The following is a 16,246-nucleotide window of genomic DNA, read 5'->3' as shown; positions in this document are numbered from 1 at the left end:
GATGGGACTGCACCTGCACCGCGCCGAGCGCACCGACGTCCTCGCCGACGGCCTCGGTGCACTGTTGGCGACGCCGCCGGCCGACCCGTTCGCCCAGGAGCTGGTGCTGGTGCCGGCGCGCGGGGTCGAGCGCTGGCTGTCCCAACGTCTGTCGCATGTGTTGGGTGCCGGTCCCGGCGGCGACGGGGTCTGCGCGGGCGTGGAGTTTCGCAACCCGATCTCGCTCATCGCCGAGATCACCGGCGCCGGCGACGACGATCCGTGGTCCCCGGATGCCATGACCTGGCCGCTGTTGGCGGTGATCGACGCGAACCTGGCCGAGCCCTGGTGCGCCACGCTGGCAACGCATTTGGGCCACGCCGACTCCAGCGGAGAAGGTGAGCTGCGGCGCGGCCGGCGCTATGCGGTGGCGCGCCGGCTGGCCGGACTGTTCGCCTCCTATGCCCGGCAGCGCCCGCAGTTGCTGGTCGACTGGAACGCCGGTGCGACCGGTGAATTGCATGAGGACCTGGCCTGGCAGCCGCCGCTGTGGCGGGCGTTGGTGGCCGCCATCGGTATCGATCCCCCACCCGTTCGGCACCGCGATACCGTCGCGCGTCTGCGCCAGGCGCCGACCGACACACTGCCGGCCCGGCTGTCGTTGTTCGGGCACACCCGGTTGGCGTGCACCGACATCGAGTTGCTGGACGCGCTGGCCACTCATCACGACCTGCACCTGTGGTTGCCGCATCCCTCCGACGCGCTGTGGCGCTCGCTCGGCGACGTGCACGGCGTCGTACCGCGCACCGAGGACGACACCCGCCACCACGCCCACCATCCGCTGCTGGAGACGCTGGGCCGCGATCTGCGTGAGCTGCAACGCGGCCTGCCCGCCGCGCCCGACAGTGATGAATTCCTCGATGCCGCAACGCGGCCGGACACCCTGCTGGGTTGGCTGCAATCCGATCTGGGCGCCAATGCGCTGCGCCCAACGGGCCGCCGCCACGCCGCATCAGACCGCTCGGTGCAGGTGCACAGCTGCCACAGCCCGGCGCGGCAGGTCGACGTGCTACGCGAAGTCCTGCTGGGGCTGCTGCACGACGATCCGACGCTGGAGCCCCGCGACATCGTGGTGATGTGCCCCGACATCGAAACCTATGCGCCGTTGATCGTCGCCGATTTCGGTCTGGGCGAGCTCGCCGGCGACACCCACCCGGCGCATCGGTTGCGGGTGCAGCTCGCCGACAGGGCACTGACCCAGACCAATCCGCTGCTCGCGGTGGCCGCCGAACTGCTGGAGATCGCCGGCAGCCGCGCCACCGCAACCGCCGTGCTCAACCTCGCCCACGCCGACCCGGTACGGGCGCGGTTCGGCTTCACCGACAACGATCTGGCCCAGATCACCACCTGGGTGCGTACCGCCAACATCCGCTGGGGTTTTGACCCACACACCCGCGAGCGCTACGGGCTGTCGCACATCGTGCACAACACCTGGAGATTCGGCCTGGACCGCATCTTGACCGGGGTGGCGATGTCCGATGATTCGCAGGCCTGGCTGGGCACCGCGCTCCCCCTCGACGACGTCGGCAGCAGTCAGGTGGAGCTGGCCGGGAAACTGGCCGAGTTCGTGGCCCGGTTGCAGTCGGCGGTCGAGAAGTTGGAGGGCACGCGCCCGCTGGCGGAGTGGATCACCGCGCTGCGCGACGGGGTCGCCGAGCTGGCCGATGCCGGCGCTGATGCCTGGCAGAGCGCGCATCTGCAACGGGAGTTGGCGCAGGTGCTCGACGACGCCGCGGCCCGCAGCGACACCGCCCTGCGGCTACCCGATGTGCGCGTGCTGATGGCCGGGCATCTGGCCGGGCGGCCGACCCGGGCCAACTTCCGCACCGGAACGCTGACGGTGTGCACCATGGTGCCGATGCGGTCGGTGCCACACCGGGTGGTGTGCCTGCTGGGCGTGGACGACGGAGTGTTCCCCCGGCTGAACCTGCCCGACGGCGACGACGTGCTGGCGCGGCGCCCGATGACCGGGGAACGTGACATCCGTTCCGAGGACCGGCAATTGCTGCTGGATGCGATCACCGCGGCCACCGACAAGCTGGTGATCACCTACACCGGCGCCGACGAACACAGCGGCCACCCCCGCCCGCCCGCCGTCCCGTTGGCCGAGTTGCTCGATGCGCTGGATCAGACCACCCCCGAACCGGTGCGCGCGCAGCTTGTTGTGGAGCATCCGCTGCAGCCGTTCGACGTCAAGAACGTCGAACCCGGTCGGCTGATCCCCGATGTGCCGTTCACCTTCGACCCGACCGTGCCGCTGGCCGCCCGAACCGCCGCCGGAATCCGTTGTGCTGCACGGGTGTTCATCAACGACCCGCTTCCCGCGCCGCCGCCGGCAGACGTCACGCTCGTCGACCTGCTCAAGTTCTTCAAGGACCCGGTCAAGGGCTTTTTCAGTGCGCTGAACTACACCCTGCCGTGGGAAGTCGACGAGGTCGAAGACGGTATGCCGGTCGAGATCGACGCGCTGGGCGAGTGGGCGGTGGGCAACCGAATGCTGCACGACATGCTGCTGGGCACCGACCCGGCCAATGCCATCGCGGCTGAGTGGCGGCGCGGCAGCCTGCCACCCGGGCAACTGGGCTGGCGCACCGCCAAACAGATCCGGGACCGGGTCATGTACCTGGCGGCGGCGGCCCTTGAGCATCGCCAAGGCGCCCCGGCGACTTTTGACATCGATCTGGATCTCGGAGGCGGGCGCCGGCTGACCGGCACCGTCACCCCGGTGTTCGATGCCACCACGGTGTCGGTCAACTACTCCAAACTGCGGGACACGCATCTGTTGCAGGCCTGGATTCCGCTGGTGGCGTTGGCCGCCCAGCGTCCCGACGTCGAGTGGACCGCCCGCTGCATCGGCCGCGACCGAGGCGGCGAGCGCGCCCGGCAGCGGGTGCTCGGGCCGCCACCCGACCCGGTCGAAACATTGCGGGAGCTGGTGTGGCTCTATGACATGGGGCGATGCGAACCGCTGCCACTGCCGATCAAGACGTCGTTCGCATGGGCCGAGAAGCGTCACGCCGGGCGCGACCCGGTGTCGTATGCGAGCAGTAAATGGGCCACCCAGCGCTATCCCGGTGAGAACGCCGAACCCGCCAGCGTGCGGGTGTGGGGACCGCACGCGCCGTTTGACGTGCTGCAGGCCCCACCACGCCCGGGCGAGGAGTTCGACGGTGAGGACACCCGCCTGGGCGCGCTGGCCGCCCGGCTGTGGCTGCCGCTGCTGCGCGCGGAACGGCGGATGCGCTGATGGACCGCTTCGATCTGCTGGGCCCGCTGCCGGCCCGCGGCACCACCACGGTGCTGGAGGCCAGCGCCGGCACCGGTAAGACGTTCACGCTGGCCGGTCTGGTGACCCGCTACCTGGCCGAGGGTCACGCCACCCTGGACGAGATGTTGTTGATCACCTTCAGCCGCGCCGCCACCCGGGAGCTGCGTGACCGGGTGCGTCGCCAACTGGTGGAGACATTGGCCGCCCTGGACGGCATGTGCGCACAGGAACCCAATGATCTTGTCGCGCATCTGTGCGCCGGTAGCGCCGACGAGCGGGAGCTGAGCCGGCGCCGGCTGCGTGATGCGCTGGCCGGATTCGACGCCGCGACCATCGCCACCACGCATCAGTTCTGTCATCTGGTGCTGAAGTCACTGGGCATCGCCGGTGACACCAGCGCCGGGGTCGAGTTGGTGGAAAGCCTTGACGACCTGGTGATCCGGGTCGTCGACGACCTGTACCTGGCGAAGTTCGGTACCCAGCGCGACGAGGTGGCGCTGAGCTACGCCGACGCGCTGGAACTCGCGCGGCAGGTGGTCTCCGACCCCTATGCCCAGCTGCGCCCGCTGGATCCCGAACCCGACTCGGTGGCCGAGGTGCGGCTGAGATTCGTCGATGCGGTCTGCACCGAATTGGAGTTGCGCAAACGCCAGCTCGGCGTGCTGGGCTATGACGACCTGTTGCGCCGGCTGGCCGGCGCCTTGGAGCCCGAAGACTCACCGGCCCGTGAACGGATGCGGCAACGCTGGCCGATCGTGATGGTCGACGAGTTCCAGGACACCGACCCGATCCAGTGGCAGGTGATCGAACGCGGCTTCGTCGGGCATTCGGCGGTGGTGCTGATCGGCGACCCCAAGCAGGCGATCTACGGGTTCCGCGGCGGCGACATCTACACCTATCTGCAGGCGGCCCGCACCGCTGGGCAGCAGCGCACCCTGGCGGTGAACTGGCGCAGCGACTCCGCACTGGTCGATGCGCTGCAGACGGTGATGGGCGGTGCGGCGCTGGGCGATCCGCAGATCGTGGTCCACGATGTCGAGGCCGCGGTCAGCGGAACCCGGCTGGCCGGCGCGCCTTGCACCGCGCCGTTGCGGCTGCGGGTGGTCGGCCGCGCGACCTTCGGTGTCAGCGCCGACCGTGTCGTCCCGATGACCAAGCTGCGCCGCCATATCCCCGATGATCTGGCCGCCGACGTCGCCGCCTTGTGGGCCAGCGGCGCGACTTTCGACGGCCGTGCGATCAGCCCCGGCGATGTGGCGGTGATCGTGGAGAACAGCAAGGACGCGGCCGCCTGCCAAGAAGCCTTGCTGCGGGCCGGGATTCCCGCGGTGTTCACCGGTGACGCCGACGTGTTCTCCTCGGCTGCGGCCGCCGACTGGTTGTGTCTTTTGGAGGCGTTCGAGGCAACGCATCGCGCCGGGCTGGTGCGGGCCGCCGCGGCGACGGTGTTCTTCGGCCATACCGCCGCTACCCTGGCCGACGGTGGTGACACGTTGACCGACCAGGTGGCGTCCACGTTGCGGGACTGGTCCGATGAACTGCGTCTGCACGGGCCGGCGGCGGTGTTCGAGGCGGCGCAGTTGGCCGGCCTCAAGCGCCGGTTGCTCGGCGAGTACGGCGGGGAACGCACCATGACCGATCTGGCGCATGTGGCGCAGCTGCTACATGAGGCCGCGCACCGCGACCGGTTGGGCCTGCCGGCGTTGCGGGATTGGTTGCGCCGTCAGTGCACGGAAAGAAACGGTGGCGGGCAGCACAATCGCCGGCTCGACTCCGACGCGGCCGCCGTGCAGATCCTGACGGTGTGGGGCTCCAAGGGCTTGCAGTTTCCGATCGTGTACCTGCCGTTCGCGTTCAACCGGCACATGTTCGACGAGGCCATCCCGCTCTACCACGAAGCCGGTGTGCGTTGCCGGCACGTCGGCGGCCCGAACAGTTCCGACCACAACGAGGTGCAGCGGTTGAGCGTGGCCGAGGCCGCCCGCAATGACATTCGGCTCGCCTATGTGGCGTTGACCCGCGCGCAGTCGCAGGTGGTGGCGTGGTGGGCGGCGTCCTACGACGAACCCAACGGCGGCCTGTCCCGGTTGCTGCGGGGCCGGTGCCGTGGCGAGGCGCCGGTACCGGATCGCTGCGAGCCCAAGCCGTCCGACGACGAAGCGCTGAGCTGCTTTCGGGAGTGGGAGGCCGCCGGCGGTCTGGTCATCGAGGAGTCGGTGATCGCCCCGCTGGCCCCGGTCGCCTCGGCACAGCCTCCGGATGGCTTGGAAGCACGGCACTTCCACCGCCACATCGACACCGGCTGGCGGCGCACGTCGTATTCGGGGCTGATCCGGCATGCCTCCGAAGGCGTGGCAGATGTGGCGGGCGCGGCGTCCGGGGTGCACAGCGAGCCGGAGCTGACCGCCCGCGACGACGAGGCCGACGACGTGCCCGTGGCGGTGGCGGCGCCGCCGGACGGCGCGGATCTGGTCTCGCCGATGGCCGAGTTGCCGGCGGGGGCGGCGTTCGGTTCGTTGGTGCACGCGGTGTTGGAGACCGCCGATCCGTTCGCCGCCGACCTGGCGGCCGAGCTGGAAGCCCAGGTAAGCCTGCACGCCGCCTGGTGGTCGGTCGACGCCGAGCCGGCCGTATTGGCCGCGGCACTGGTGCCGATGCACGACACCCCGCTGGGGCCGCTGGCCGGTGGGCTGACGCTGCGCGACATCGGCACCCGAGACCGGTTGCGGGAGTTGGATTTCGAGATTCCATTGGCCGGAGGGGATGTTCGGGGGGTGGCAACGGACCTGCGGCTGGCCGAAGTGGGGACGCTGCTGCGCGAGCATCTGCCGGCTGACGACCCGTTCGCCCCGTATGCCGACCGGCTGGCCACCGAAGCACTGGGCGGCCAGCCGCTGCGCGGATATCTGTCCGGGTCGATCGATGTGGTGCTGCGGGTTCGGCAACAGCGCTTTGTGGTGGTCGACTACAAGACCAACCGGCTGGGCGACACCGCCGCGGACTACGGGTTCGACCGGCTCACCGCGGCGATGCTGCATTCGGATTACCCGTTGCAGGCGCTGTTGTATACCGCGGTGCTGCACCGCTTCCTGCGCTGGCGGCTGCCCGGTTACGACCCCGAGCAGCATCTGGGCGGGGTGCTGTATCTGTTCGTGCGCGGCATGTGCGGGCCGGAGACCCCGGTCATCGACGGGCACCGTGCCGGGGTGTTCGACTGGCGGCCGCCGACGGCGCTGGTGGTCGCGTTGTCGGACCTGTTGCACGCAAGGCGGGCGGCATGAGCGAGCTGTTGGAGTGGCGAGTGGCCTCCCGAGCCACCGGACTGCTTCGGGACTTCAATCAGGCAGGCGTATTGGATGCCGCCGATGTGCATGCGGCCCAACGCATCACCGCATTGGCCGGCGAACCCGACGAGACGGTCGCCTTGGCGCTGGCGCTGACCGTGCGGGCGCTGCGTCACGGATCGGTGTGCCTGGATCTGTCATCGGTGGCCGCCGACACCGACGGCGCGGACGTGTCCTGGCCGGCGCCGGGTGCTTGGCTGGCGGCGGTGCGGGGCAGCCGGCTGGTGCAGGAGCAGGTACTGAGGGTCTATGACATCCCTGCTGGCGGGCTGCTCTACCTCGACCGGTATTGGCGCGAGGAGCAGCAGGTCTGCGCGGACCTGTTGGCGTTGTCGGCGCCCGGGACGGTGCCGGCGGAGCTGCCCGCCTTCGAGCGGCTTTTTCCGCCCGGCAAGTTCGATGAGCAGCGTGCGGCCGCTGAAATCGCGCTGTCGCAGCCGGTTACGGTGCTCACCGGCGGGCCGGGCACCGGCAAGACCACCACGGTGGCACGACTGTTGGCGCTGTTGGCCGAGCACGCCGAACGGTCGGGGACGCCCGGGCTGCGGATCGCGTTGGCCGCCCCGACCGGTAAGGCCGCGGCCCGGCTGACCGAGGCGGTCGCCGTGGAGGTGGCCGCGTTGGATCCGGTGGATCAGGCGCGACTGGCCGGATTGGGCGCCACCACGTTGCACACGCTGTTGGGGTCGCGGCCGGACAGCTCGGTGCGGTTCCGCCACGATCGGGTCAACCGGCTGCCGCACGATGTGATCGTCGTCGACGAGACGTCGATGGTGTCGCTGACGTTGATGGCCCGGCTGCTGGAGGCGATGCGCCCGGATGCCCGGCTGATTCTGGTGGGCGACGCCGACCAGCTGGCGTCGGTGGAAGCCGGTGCGGTGCTGGCCGATCTGGTGGACGGGCTGGCGGCGCGGCCGGACACCCGGGTGGCCACGCTGCGGACGTCGCACCGCTTCGGCGAGTCGATCGGGGCGCTGGCGGTGGCGATCCGCGACGGTGATGCCGATACCGCGATCGCGCTGCTGGCCGCCGGCGGCGAGCACGTGGAGTGGATCGACACCGACCACACGGCCGACGTGGCGCAGCGGTTGGCGGCGCTGGTGGTGCCCCACGCGTTGGCGGTGCGCCAGGCGGCGCTGTTCGGTGACGCCACCGCAGCGGCGGCGACGCTGGACGAGCACCGGTTGCTGTGTGCGCACCGGGAGGGCGTGCACGGGGTGCGGCACTGGAACCAGCAGATCCGCCGGTGGGTGGCCGAGCAGACCGGTGACCCGATGTGGACCGAGTGGTATGCCGGGCGCCCGTTGCTGGTGACCGCCAATGACTACGGGTTAGGGCTGCGCAACGGCGACACCGGGGCCGTGGTGGTCCGCAATGAGGGCCTGCGCGCGGTGATCTCCACGGCGTCCGGGCCACTGGAGTTCGCCACCAGCCGGCTCGCCGAGGTCGAGACCATGTATGCGATGACGATCCACAAGAGCCAGGGCAGCCAGGCCGGCGAGGTGACCGTGCTGATGCCGCCCGTCGAGTCGCGGCTGTTGACCCGGGAGCTGTTCTACACCGCGGTGACCCGGGCCAAGACGAAGGTCCGGGTGGTGGGGTCGGAGGCTTCGGTGCGGGCGGCGCTGGGCCGCCGGGTGGTGCGGGCCTCCGGGCTGGCGCTGCGGCTGCGAGAAACGTGACCAGCGGTGTACTACAAATTCGTAGTACCATTTTTCTATGTCCGAGGTGCCGGTACGCGAGCTGAATCAGAACACCGCCGGTGTGCTCGCCCGCGTCAAACGGGGCGAACAACTTGAGATCACCGAACGCGGCACGGTGATCGCTCGCCTGGTCCCGGCCGAGGCGGATCCGTTGGCCGAGATGATCAAGGCCGGGCGACTTCACCCTGCGACCGTCAACGGGCCGGCGCCGCGTCCCTCGGGCCCGATCCGCACCGATCATGAGGCCGGCAAAGCGCTTCGCGAAATGCGGGATGACGAGCGCTACTGATGTTGTATCTGGACACGTCGGCGCTGGTGAAGCTGATCCGCCGTGAACCGGAGACCGACGCGCTCGCCGATTGGCTCGACGCGCAGCAGTCCGCGCCGTGGGTGTCGTCAACGTTGATCGAGGTCGAACTGCCTCGCGCTATTCGGCGGCTGGACCCCGCCCGCCTGCCCGATGTACCCGCACTGGTATCGCGAGTCTCCCGCTACCAGGTGGATGAGGTGGTTCGGGCCGCCGCTGCGGCCTATTCCGACCCGGCGCTGCGATCCCTAGACGCCATCCATCTAGCGACCGGTCACGCGGTGTTCGGCACCCGGTTGACGGCGTTTGTCGCCTACGACCGACGCTTGCTCGACGCCGCCGGCGCTCTCGGCCTGCCGACCGTTTCTCCGGGACGCTAGCCGCCTCGAGCTGTCAGACCCGCGGATTACCGTCGCGGCCATGGGGAATCGTAAGCAGTCGGCCAGCGGCGGATCGGCCTTCGCCGTCCTCTTTGTCCTCGCCCTGCTGTGGTGGCTGCGCTGGCTGATTCTGGCCGGCACCGTGATCACCCTGGCCGTGTTCGTCACGCGATGGCTGGTGCGCAGCTACGCCGCGCACCGCGCCACCGAACTGAACCGGCTGCGCGAGATCCGCCAGCGCGCCGACGTTCAGAACGCCCAGGTGTTGCGCGGGGACCCGCACGGGTTCTTCGGGCAGTACCCGCTGCCGGACCCGGAGCTGATTCCGCGCTGGTACCGCGCCGGTTAGGCGCGTCGCCGGACCGGTAGGGCACGTCGCCGGGCCGGTGGGGCACGTCGCCGGGCCGCTGGGGCGCATCACGCGGCCGGACCATGTGCACCGTTGCCCGCCTCTGAGCGACACATCGCACCTACCCCGCGCCGCCCGCACGGTTGTCGCTCAAAGGCGGGCATCTCCCCTATCCCCGCCAAGCCGTTATGGATGGGGCCGCTGGTGCGCCACACTGGGACCATGACGGAATCCGGCGACACCCGTGTCGCGGTCTACCTCGACTTCGACAACATCGTGATCTCCCGCTACGACCAGGTCAACGGCCGCAGTTCGTTTCAGAAGGACAAGTCCAAGGGCCTGTCCAAGAATCCGGAACGCCTCGCCCGGGCCACCGTCGATGTCGGGGCGATCATCGATTTCGCCTCGTCGTTCGGGACGCTGGTGCTCACCCGCGCCTACGCGGATTGGTCGGCGGAGGTCAACACCGGCTACCGCGCGCAGCTGGTGGGGCGCGCGGTCGATCTGGTGCAGTTGTTCCCGGCCGCGGCCTACGGCAAGAACGGCGCCGACATCCGCTTGGCGGTCGACGCGGTCGAGGACATGTTCCGGCTGCCGGATCTGACCCATGTGGTGATCGTGGCCGGCGACTCCGACTACATCCCGCTGGCGCAGCGCTGTAAGCGGTTGGGCCGCTATGTCGTCGGGATCGGCGTGGCCGGCTCGACCAGCCGCGCCTTGGCCGCGGCCTGCGACGACTTCGTCAGCTACGACGCGCTGCCCGGGGTGCCGGTGTTCGAGCCCGCGCCGGTCACCGCAGAGGCCGAGGCCGAACCGAAGCGGCGCACCCGCCAGCCCAAAGAGGAGCCCGAAGAGCCCGCACCGGATCCGGTGGACACCGCGACTGGCCTGCTGACGCGCGCGCTGCGGATCGGTCTGGAGAAAGACGACGTCGAATGGCTGCACAACTCCGCAGTCAAGGCGCAGATGAAGCGCATGGATCCGTCCTTCAGCGAGAAAGCGCTGGGCTACAAGTCATTCAGCGATTTCCTGCGGTCTTACTCGGACCTGGTGGAGCTCGACGAGAGTTCGACGACGCGCATGGTGCGGCTGCGCAACTAGCGGCCGAACTAGCCTTCCGCGGCCACCAGGGATCGCAGCTGCACGTCGGGGTTGTCGCGCTGGAAACCCTGCAGGCGCCACGCGTTGGAGAACAAGACCAGGTGCACGCCGTCGGTGCGGGTCAAGACTTCCGCCAACGACTGTTTGTTCACGAAGTCGACGTCGTCGGCGTCCACGATCCGCGCGACCTGATACGGCAGCGGCTCCAGCGTGATCGGCGCGCCCATCTCGCTGGCCATGCGGTGTGCGGCCACCTCGAACTGCATCGGGCCGACCGCGGCAAGCACCGGCGCCTGCTCACCGCGGCGATCGGAGACCAGCACCTGCACCACGCCTTCTTGGTCCAACTGCTCGATACCGCGACGAAACTGCTTGTGTTTGCTGGGGTCGACGTTGCGTGCCACCGAGAAGTGCTCGGGCGAGAAGCTCGGGATCGGCGGATACTGCACGGGCACATCGCAATACAGCGTGTCGCCGGGACGCAGGGCGGCAGCGTTGGCCAGCCCGATCACATCGCCGGGCCAGGCGGTGTCCAAGGTGGAGCGCTGCTGGCCGAACACCGACTGGGCGTACTTGGTGACAAACGGCTTGCCGCTCGCGGCGTGGGTGAGCACGTCGCCACGTTCGAAGGTGCCCGAGTACACCCGCGCGAAAGCGATGCGGTCGCGGTGGGCGGAGTCCATTCCGGCCTGCACCTTGAATACGAAGGCGCTGAACGGTGCGTCGGTGGCGCGCCGGCCGCCGTCGACGTCGAGCGCCCCGCTGGGCGCCGGTGCCAACTCGGTGAGCACGTCGAGCAGCTGATTCACGCCGAAGTTCAATGCCGCCGAGGTGAACAGCACCGGTGTCGCCGTGCAGTCCAGGAACGCCTCGCGGTCGAAGTCGGATCCGTCGGCCGACAGCAGCTCGCACTCTTCGACGGCGGTATCCCAGTCGGCGCCGGCCGCGGCATGCGCATCGGCCGCGGCGATGTGCTCCTCGGGCGCCGCGGTCGCACCCCCGGCGGTACGGGTGAACCGGATGAAGTTGCCGGACCGGCGGTCGAGCACCCCATCGAATTCGCCGGCGATGCCGACCGGCCAGGTCAGCGGGGTGGGACGCAGCCCGATACGGGTGTGGATCTCGTCCATCAATTCCAGGGCATGCCGGCCGGGACGGTCCCATTTGTTGATCACCGTGATGATCGGGATCCGACGATGCCGGCACACCTGGAACAGCTTGAGGGTCTGCGGTTCCAGGCCTTTCGCGGCGTCGATGAGCATGACCGCGGAGTCGACGGCGGTCAGCACCCGGTAGGTGTCTTCGGAGAAGTCGGCGTGGCCGGGAGTGTCGAGCAGGTTGATGACGCAGTCCTGCCCCTTGGGGGTGCGGTAGGGGAACTGCAGGGCCGTCGAGGTGATGGAGATGCCGCGGGCCTTCTCCATCTCCATCCAGTCCGACACCGTGGCACGGCGACCGGATTTGCCGTGCACCGCGCCGGCCTCGGTGATGGCCTTGGCGTGCAGCACCAGCGCTTCGGTCAAGGTGGATTTGCCGGCGTCGGGGTGGCTGATCACGGCGAAGGTGCGGCGTCGGCCTGCCTCGGTGGAGATGTCGGTCATTGCGCCAGCGATTGTATTTGCGACCTCGCGCGAATCACTAATCGGCGCTCGCCGCCAGGACAGCGGGAAGCACCAGCGTGTCGATGACCTGCCGGGCGAACTTCGCATCGAAACTCTGGCCACTCATGACCCGGATCAGACCCACCCCGGCAAGCACATCGGCGATCAGCGACCAGTCCCGGCCGGGTGCCACCTCGCCGCGGTCGGCGGCCCGCTGAAGGATGGTCGTCACCACCCGTCTGCCCTTGAGCAGCAGCATGTCGTCGAGCGCCGAGGCCAGGTGTGGGTCGTGGGCGGCCTCGGCCGCGACCCGCAGCACCACGTCGTTGGGGATCAGCGCGTCGTCGGTGCGCGCCATCCGTCCCACCAACGCGTCGAAATCGCCGGCCAGGCTGCCGGTGTCGGCGACGTCGTCGTCCATCAGGTCGGGTCGCCAGTACACCAGCGCATCGGCGATCAGCGCCGCCTTCGACGACCAGCGGCGGTAGATGGCGGCCTTGCCGACGCCGGCTCGTGCTGCGATGTCGTTCATGTTGGTGTCGTCGTAGCCGTTCTCGGCCAAGGCGGCCAACGCGGCATCGAGGATCGCGGGATCACGCGACCGATCGAGGCGCCCATCGGTGCGCCTGCGCAATTTCGATTCCGTGTCCGCCGTCACCGTCACTCACCCGCTCGCGGTCCGAATGGGCGCGGTGTCGTCTCGGGCCGGCTGCGGTCCGGGTCCGCTGCGGTCCGGCCGCGTGATCTCAAAAGTGTTGAGCGGCCACCAGAACCAGCGGCCCAGCGCCGCGGCGATCGATGGTGTCATAAATGCCCGGACGATCAACGTGTCGATGATCAGGCCGATACCGATAGTCGTACCGAGCTGACCGACCACGCGCAGGTCACTGACGATCATCGCCATCATGGTGAAGGCGAACACCAGGCCCGCCGCGGTGACCACCCGCCCGGTGGCCCCCACCCCGCGGATGATGCCGGTGTTGAGCCCGGCGCTGATCTCTTCCCGCAGGCGCGAGACCACCAGGAGGTTGTAGTCCGAGCCCACCGCCAGCAGGATCACCATCGACAGCGGGATCACGATCCACTGCACGCCCAGGCCCAGGATGTCCTGCCAGAGCAGAACCGACAATCCGCACGCGATACCCAGGGATGCGGCCACGGTGCCGACGATCACCAGGGCGGCCACCACGCTGCGGGTGATGATCAGCATGATCGCGAAGATCAGGATCAGCGACGCGATGAGCACGATCATCAGGTCGATGACGACGCCGTCCTGCATGTCGGCGTACAGCGATGCGGTACCGGCGAGCGAGACCTTGGCGCTGGCCAGCGGGGTGCCCTTGAGGGCGTCGGCGACAACGTCTTTGAGGTCCCGGACATGAGCGATGCCCTGCACCGAGGCCGGGTCGCCCTGGTGGGTGATGATCATCCGGACCGACTTGTGGTCGGGCGACATGAACATCTTGATGCCGCGTTTGAAGTCAGGATTGTCGAACACATCCGGCGGCATGTAGAAGAAATCGTCGTTCTTGGCCTGATCGAAGTACAGGCCTATCTCCGTCTCACCTTTGGCCAATTCCTGTTGCTGGGCCTGGGTTCCGGCCATGGTGCTGTGGGTCGCGAGCATGAAGTCGCGCATCGTCGTCATCGAGTCGATGGTGTTCTGCAGGACGGGCAGCATCTGCGGCAGCACTTTATCCAGACGGTCCATGTCGACGGTGAGGTTCTGGATCTGTTCGTCGAGTTGGTCGATGCCGTCCACGGTGTCGAAGATCGATCGCAGTGCGTTGCAGATCGGGATGTCGAAGCAGTGCGGTTCCCAGTAGAAGTAGTTGCGGAACACCCGGAAGAAATCGTCGAAATCGGCTATATGGTCTCGCAATTGATCGGTGGTGTCGGCCATGTCGTGGGTCCGGGCGACCATGCTGTGGGTGACTTCGGTCATCTCCTTGGTGATGGCGTACATGCGCTCCATGTTGGCGACGGTCTTGCTCATCTCGTCGGCCTGTTCGAGCATCTGAGCCGAGTTGTCGTTGTTGAACTTCGCGGCCTGCAGGGTGCCGGCGTTCTGCGCGCCGAGCAGGAATGGGATCGAGCTGTGCTCGATCGGCGCGCCCAGTGGGCGGGTGATGGTCTGCACCCGGTCGATGCCACGCATCCGAAAGACGCTCTTGGCGACCTTCTCGATCACCAGCATGTCTGCTGGGGTGCGCAGGTCATGATCGGTTTCGAGCATCAGCAGTTCGGGGTTCATCCGGGCTTGGGAGAAGTGCCGGTCCGCGACCGCCATGGCCAGGTTGGCCGGCATGTCGGCGGGAGTGAACTTCTGGTCGTTGTACTGCGGCACATACGTCAGCAAGCTGATGAAACCCACGACGGCCAGCGCGCCGCTCATCAAGATGACCGGGACGGGCCAGCGGACGGTGATGGTTCCGACCTTGCGCCAGTTCCGCGTCGAGAGTTTCTGTTTGGGGTCGAGCAGCCCGAATTTCGAAGCCACGGTGAGGATCGCCGGGGCCAGTGTCAGGGATGCGGCGATGACCACCAGGATCGCGATCGCGCAGGGCGGACCCATGGTCTGGAAGTAGGGCAGCGTGGTCATGCTCAGGCACATCAAGGCGCCGACGATGGTCAACCCCGAACCCAGGATGACGTGCGAGACGCCGCTGTAGGAGACATAGAAGGCCTCTTCGGGATCGAGGCCGTTGGCTCTCTCTTCGTGATATCGGCCGAGGAGAAAGATCAGGTAGTCGGTGATCGCCGCGATGGACAGCATCGTCACCATGCTCACCGCATACGGGGTCAGGCCGATGATGTTCAGGTTGCCGACGGCGGCCGTAACGCTCATTGCGGCAAACAGTCCCAGGCCGATGGCGACCATGGAGATCAGCATGGTCACCACCGAGCGGTAGATGGCGAGCAGCATCACGATGATGATGGCGACCGACACAAACTCCAGCCGATGCATGCTTTGATGCCCGGCGACACTGGTGTCGGCATTGAGGACCGTGTTACCCGCGACATGGGCCTTGATACCCGGCGGCGGGGGCACCGACGCGACGATGTCGCGCACCGCCGCCACCGACTCGTGGCTTTCGGTGGTGCCCTGTGAGCCATTGAGGAAGATCTGCACATAGGCGGACTTGCCGTCCACGCTCTGTGAACCCGCCGCGGTCAGCGGATCACTCCAGAAGTCCTGAACGTTCTGCACGTGCTCGTGATCGGCCTCGAGTTTGGCGACGATCTGGTCGTAGAAGGCGTGCGCGGCCTCCCCGACCGGCTCGTCGCTCTCGAGCACGACCATCGCCGTGGAGTCCGAGTCGTACTGCTGAAACACCTTGCCGATATTGAGCATCGCCGCATACGAGGGGGCGCCGGTGGGGCTGATCGGAACCGACCGGGTGGCCGCGACCTCGCCCAGTGAAGGGATTACCGCCCCCAGGACGATCACGAGCAGCACCCAGAACAAGATGATCGGCAGCGAGAAGACCCGGACCATCCGCGCCAAGAAGGAGCGGTGGGTCTGCGGCCGGCTCATACGGATTTCACCAAGCAGTAGATGAACGGTTTGATGGTGTCGTCGCTGGCCCGCTCATCGCGCACTTCGTCGTCGACGGTCACCCGGCATCGAAGGTCGCGGGTGTTGCGGTCGCCCTGAGCCATGATGTTGGCCGACATCGACGGCAGTGTCGTCACGATCGTGAACGACCAGGGCAACGATACGTTTTCGATGAGATTGGGTTGCCCGTTCTCATCGAGGTAGTTGAGGTTCGCGGTCCCGCCGGTCCCGGTGATCTCGTAGGTGATGTGCTTCGGGTTGAAGTTCTCGGTGATTGCCGACCCCTCCGCCAGATTCGGGCCCTGGTGGCCCACGGATTGGCGAATCCGGGAAATGGCGTACCCGCCCAGTGCCACGACGACCACCAGCAGTAGCGGAATCCAGAACCGCTTCATCAGTCGGAACACCGGGTGCAGGCCTCTCGGTCGTTCGGGTCGATCAGATCCAGACGGGGGCAACCCGGCTCGCGCGACGCCCACTACAGGCGAAGAAACCCTGCTGCCAACCGATACGGAACCCGAGTTCCGCGCGTAGAGCGATGCTTAGATTACCTGATGATCTGACCGCGTGGAACGGCCTTGGCCCCAATCGCGGG

Annotated in this window: 11 protein-coding genes; 7 read left to right on the top strand and 4 right to left on the bottom strand. The window is 68.0% G+C overall.

Annotation, left to right across the window (positions count from 1 at the left end; genetic code table 11):
• Position 1: 1 nt before the first annotated feature.
• The 7 genes from recC to EJK91_RS02030 all read left to right on the top strand — a co-directional run bounded on the left by recC (position 2) and on the right by EJK91_RS02030 (position 10,491).
• Positions 2–3,286 carry an exodeoxyribonuclease V subunit gamma gene (gene recC / locus EJK91_RS02060; protein WP_125078135.1) on the top strand — a complete coding sequence of 1,095 codons (3,285 nt, stop codon included), beginning with the start codon at positions 2–4 and terminating at the stop codon, positions 3,284–3,286.
• Complete coding sequence (recB, locus tag EJK91_RS02055) at positions 3,286–6,588, top strand: exodeoxyribonuclease V subunit beta (protein ID WP_125078134.1); 3,303 nt, start codon at positions 3,286–3,288, stop codon at positions 6,586–6,588. The genes recC and recB overlap by 1 nt, the downstream gene beginning before the upstream one ends.
• Complete coding sequence (recD, locus tag EJK91_RS02050) at positions 6,585–8,333, top strand: exodeoxyribonuclease V subunit alpha (protein WP_125078133.1); 1,749 nt, start codon at positions 6,585–6,587, stop codon at positions 8,331–8,333. Before recB ends, recD begins: the two co-directional genes overlap by 4 nt.
• A 37-nt stretch (positions 8,334–8,370) precedes the next feature.
• On the top strand, positions 8,371–8,643 hold the full coding sequence (locus EJK91_RS02045) for a type II toxin-antitoxin system Phd/YefM family antitoxin (RefSeq protein WP_046301530.1): 273 nt from the start codon (positions 8,371–8,373) through the stop codon (positions 8,641–8,643).
• Positions 8,643–9,041, top strand: a complete 399-nt coding sequence (locus EJK91_RS02040) for a type II toxin-antitoxin system VapC family toxin (RefSeq protein ID WP_046301529.1) — start codon at positions 8,643–8,645, stop codon at positions 9,039–9,041. Before EJK91_RS02045 ends, EJK91_RS02040 begins: the two co-directional genes overlap by 1 nt.
• Before the next feature lie 40 nt (positions 9,042–9,081).
• Positions 9,082–9,390 carry a hypothetical protein gene (locus tag EJK91_RS02035; RefSeq protein WP_125078132.1) on the top strand — a complete coding sequence of 103 codons (309 nt, stop codon included), beginning with the start codon at positions 9,082–9,084 and terminating at the stop codon, positions 9,388–9,390.
• 222 nt (positions 9,391–9,612) lie between these two features.
• The gene (locus tag EJK91_RS02030; RefSeq protein WP_125078131.1) at positions 9,613–10,491 is read left to right on the top strand and encodes an NYN domain-containing protein; all 879 of its coding nucleotides are present in this window, start codon (positions 9,613–9,615) and stop codon (positions 10,489–10,491) included.
• Positions 10,492–10,499: 8 nt separating this feature from the next.
• Here EJK91_RS02030 and EJK91_RS02025 read toward each other — a convergent pair whose 3' ends face one another.
• From EJK91_RS02025 to EJK91_RS02010, 4 genes are read right to left on the bottom strand one after another with little or no spacing between them, the layout of a single operon-like run.
• Positions 10,500–12,092 carry a peptide chain release factor 3 gene (locus EJK91_RS02025; RefSeq protein ID WP_164517858.1) on the bottom strand — a complete coding sequence of 531 codons (1,593 nt, stop codon included), beginning with the start codon at positions 12,090–12,092 and terminating at the stop codon, positions 10,500–10,502.
• 37 nt (positions 12,093–12,129) lie between these two features.
• The gene (locus tag EJK91_RS02020; protein ID WP_024440950.1) at positions 12,130–12,750 is read right to left on the bottom strand and encodes a TetR/AcrR family transcriptional regulator; all 621 of its coding nucleotides are present in this window, start codon (positions 12,748–12,750) and stop codon (positions 12,130–12,132) included.
• A 6-nt stretch (positions 12,751–12,756) separates the two neighbouring features.
• The gene (locus tag EJK91_RS02015; RefSeq protein WP_125078130.1) at positions 12,757–15,630 is read right to left on the bottom strand and encodes an MMPL/RND family transporter; all 2,874 of its coding nucleotides are present in this window, start codon (positions 15,628–15,630) and stop codon (positions 12,757–12,759) included.
• Positions 15,627–16,058 (bottom strand): MmpS family transport accessory protein, encoded by a 432-nt coding sequence (locus tag EJK91_RS02010; RefSeq protein ID WP_046301525.1) that lies wholly within the window; start codon positions 16,056–16,058, stop codon positions 15,627–15,629. Before EJK91_RS02010 ends, EJK91_RS02015 begins: the two co-directional genes overlap by 4 nt.
• Positions 16,059–16,246: the final 188 nt, after the last annotated feature.

It is taken from the genome of Mycobacterium sp. P7213 (genome assembly GCF_900604305.1).
In the GTDB taxonomy this organism is placed as follows: Bacteria; Actinomycetota; Actinomycetes; order Mycobacteriales; family Mycobacteriaceae; genus Mycobacterium.
Note: the sequence above shows the minus strand (reverse complement) of the source record. Positions and strands in the feature narration are given on the sequence as shown.

What these genes read in the sequence shown, in the direction of transcription:
- EJK91_RS02040 (WP_046301529.1), top strand. Translation starts at nt 8,643, where the DNA reads ATGTTGTATCTGGACACGTCGGCGCTGGTGAAGCTGATCCGCCGTGAA.
- EJK91_RS02025 (WP_164517858.1), bottom strand. Translation starts at nt 12,092, where the DNA reads ATGACCGACATCTCCACCGAGGCAGGCCGACGCCGCACCTTCGCCGTG.
- EJK91_RS02035 (WP_125078132.1), top strand. Translation starts at nt 9,082, where the DNA reads ATGGGGAATCGTAAGCAGTCGGCCAGCGGCGGATCGGCCTTCGCCGTC.
- recB (WP_125078134.1), top strand. Translation starts at nt 3,286, where the DNA reads ATGGACCGCTTCGATCTGCTGGGCCCGCTGCCGGCCCGCGGCACCACC.
- EJK91_RS02015 (WP_125078130.1), bottom strand. Translation starts at nt 15,630, where the DNA reads ATGAGCCGGCCGCAGACCCACCGCTCCTTCTTGGCGCGGATGGTCCGG.
- recD (WP_125078133.1), top strand. Translation starts at nt 6,585, where the DNA reads ATGAGCGAGCTGTTGGAGTGGCGAGTGGCCTCCCGAGCCACCGGACTG.
- EJK91_RS02030 (WP_125078131.1), top strand. Translation starts at nt 9,613, where the DNA reads ATGACGGAATCCGGCGACACCCGTGTCGCGGTCTACCTCGACTTCGAC.
- EJK91_RS02045 (WP_046301530.1), top strand. Translation starts at nt 8,371, where the DNA reads ATGTCCGAGGTGCCGGTACGCGAGCTGAATCAGAACACCGCCGGTGTG.
- recC (WP_125078135.1), top strand. Translation starts at nt 2, where the DNA reads ATGGGACTGCACCTGCACCGCGCCGAGCGCACCGACGTCCTCGCCGAC.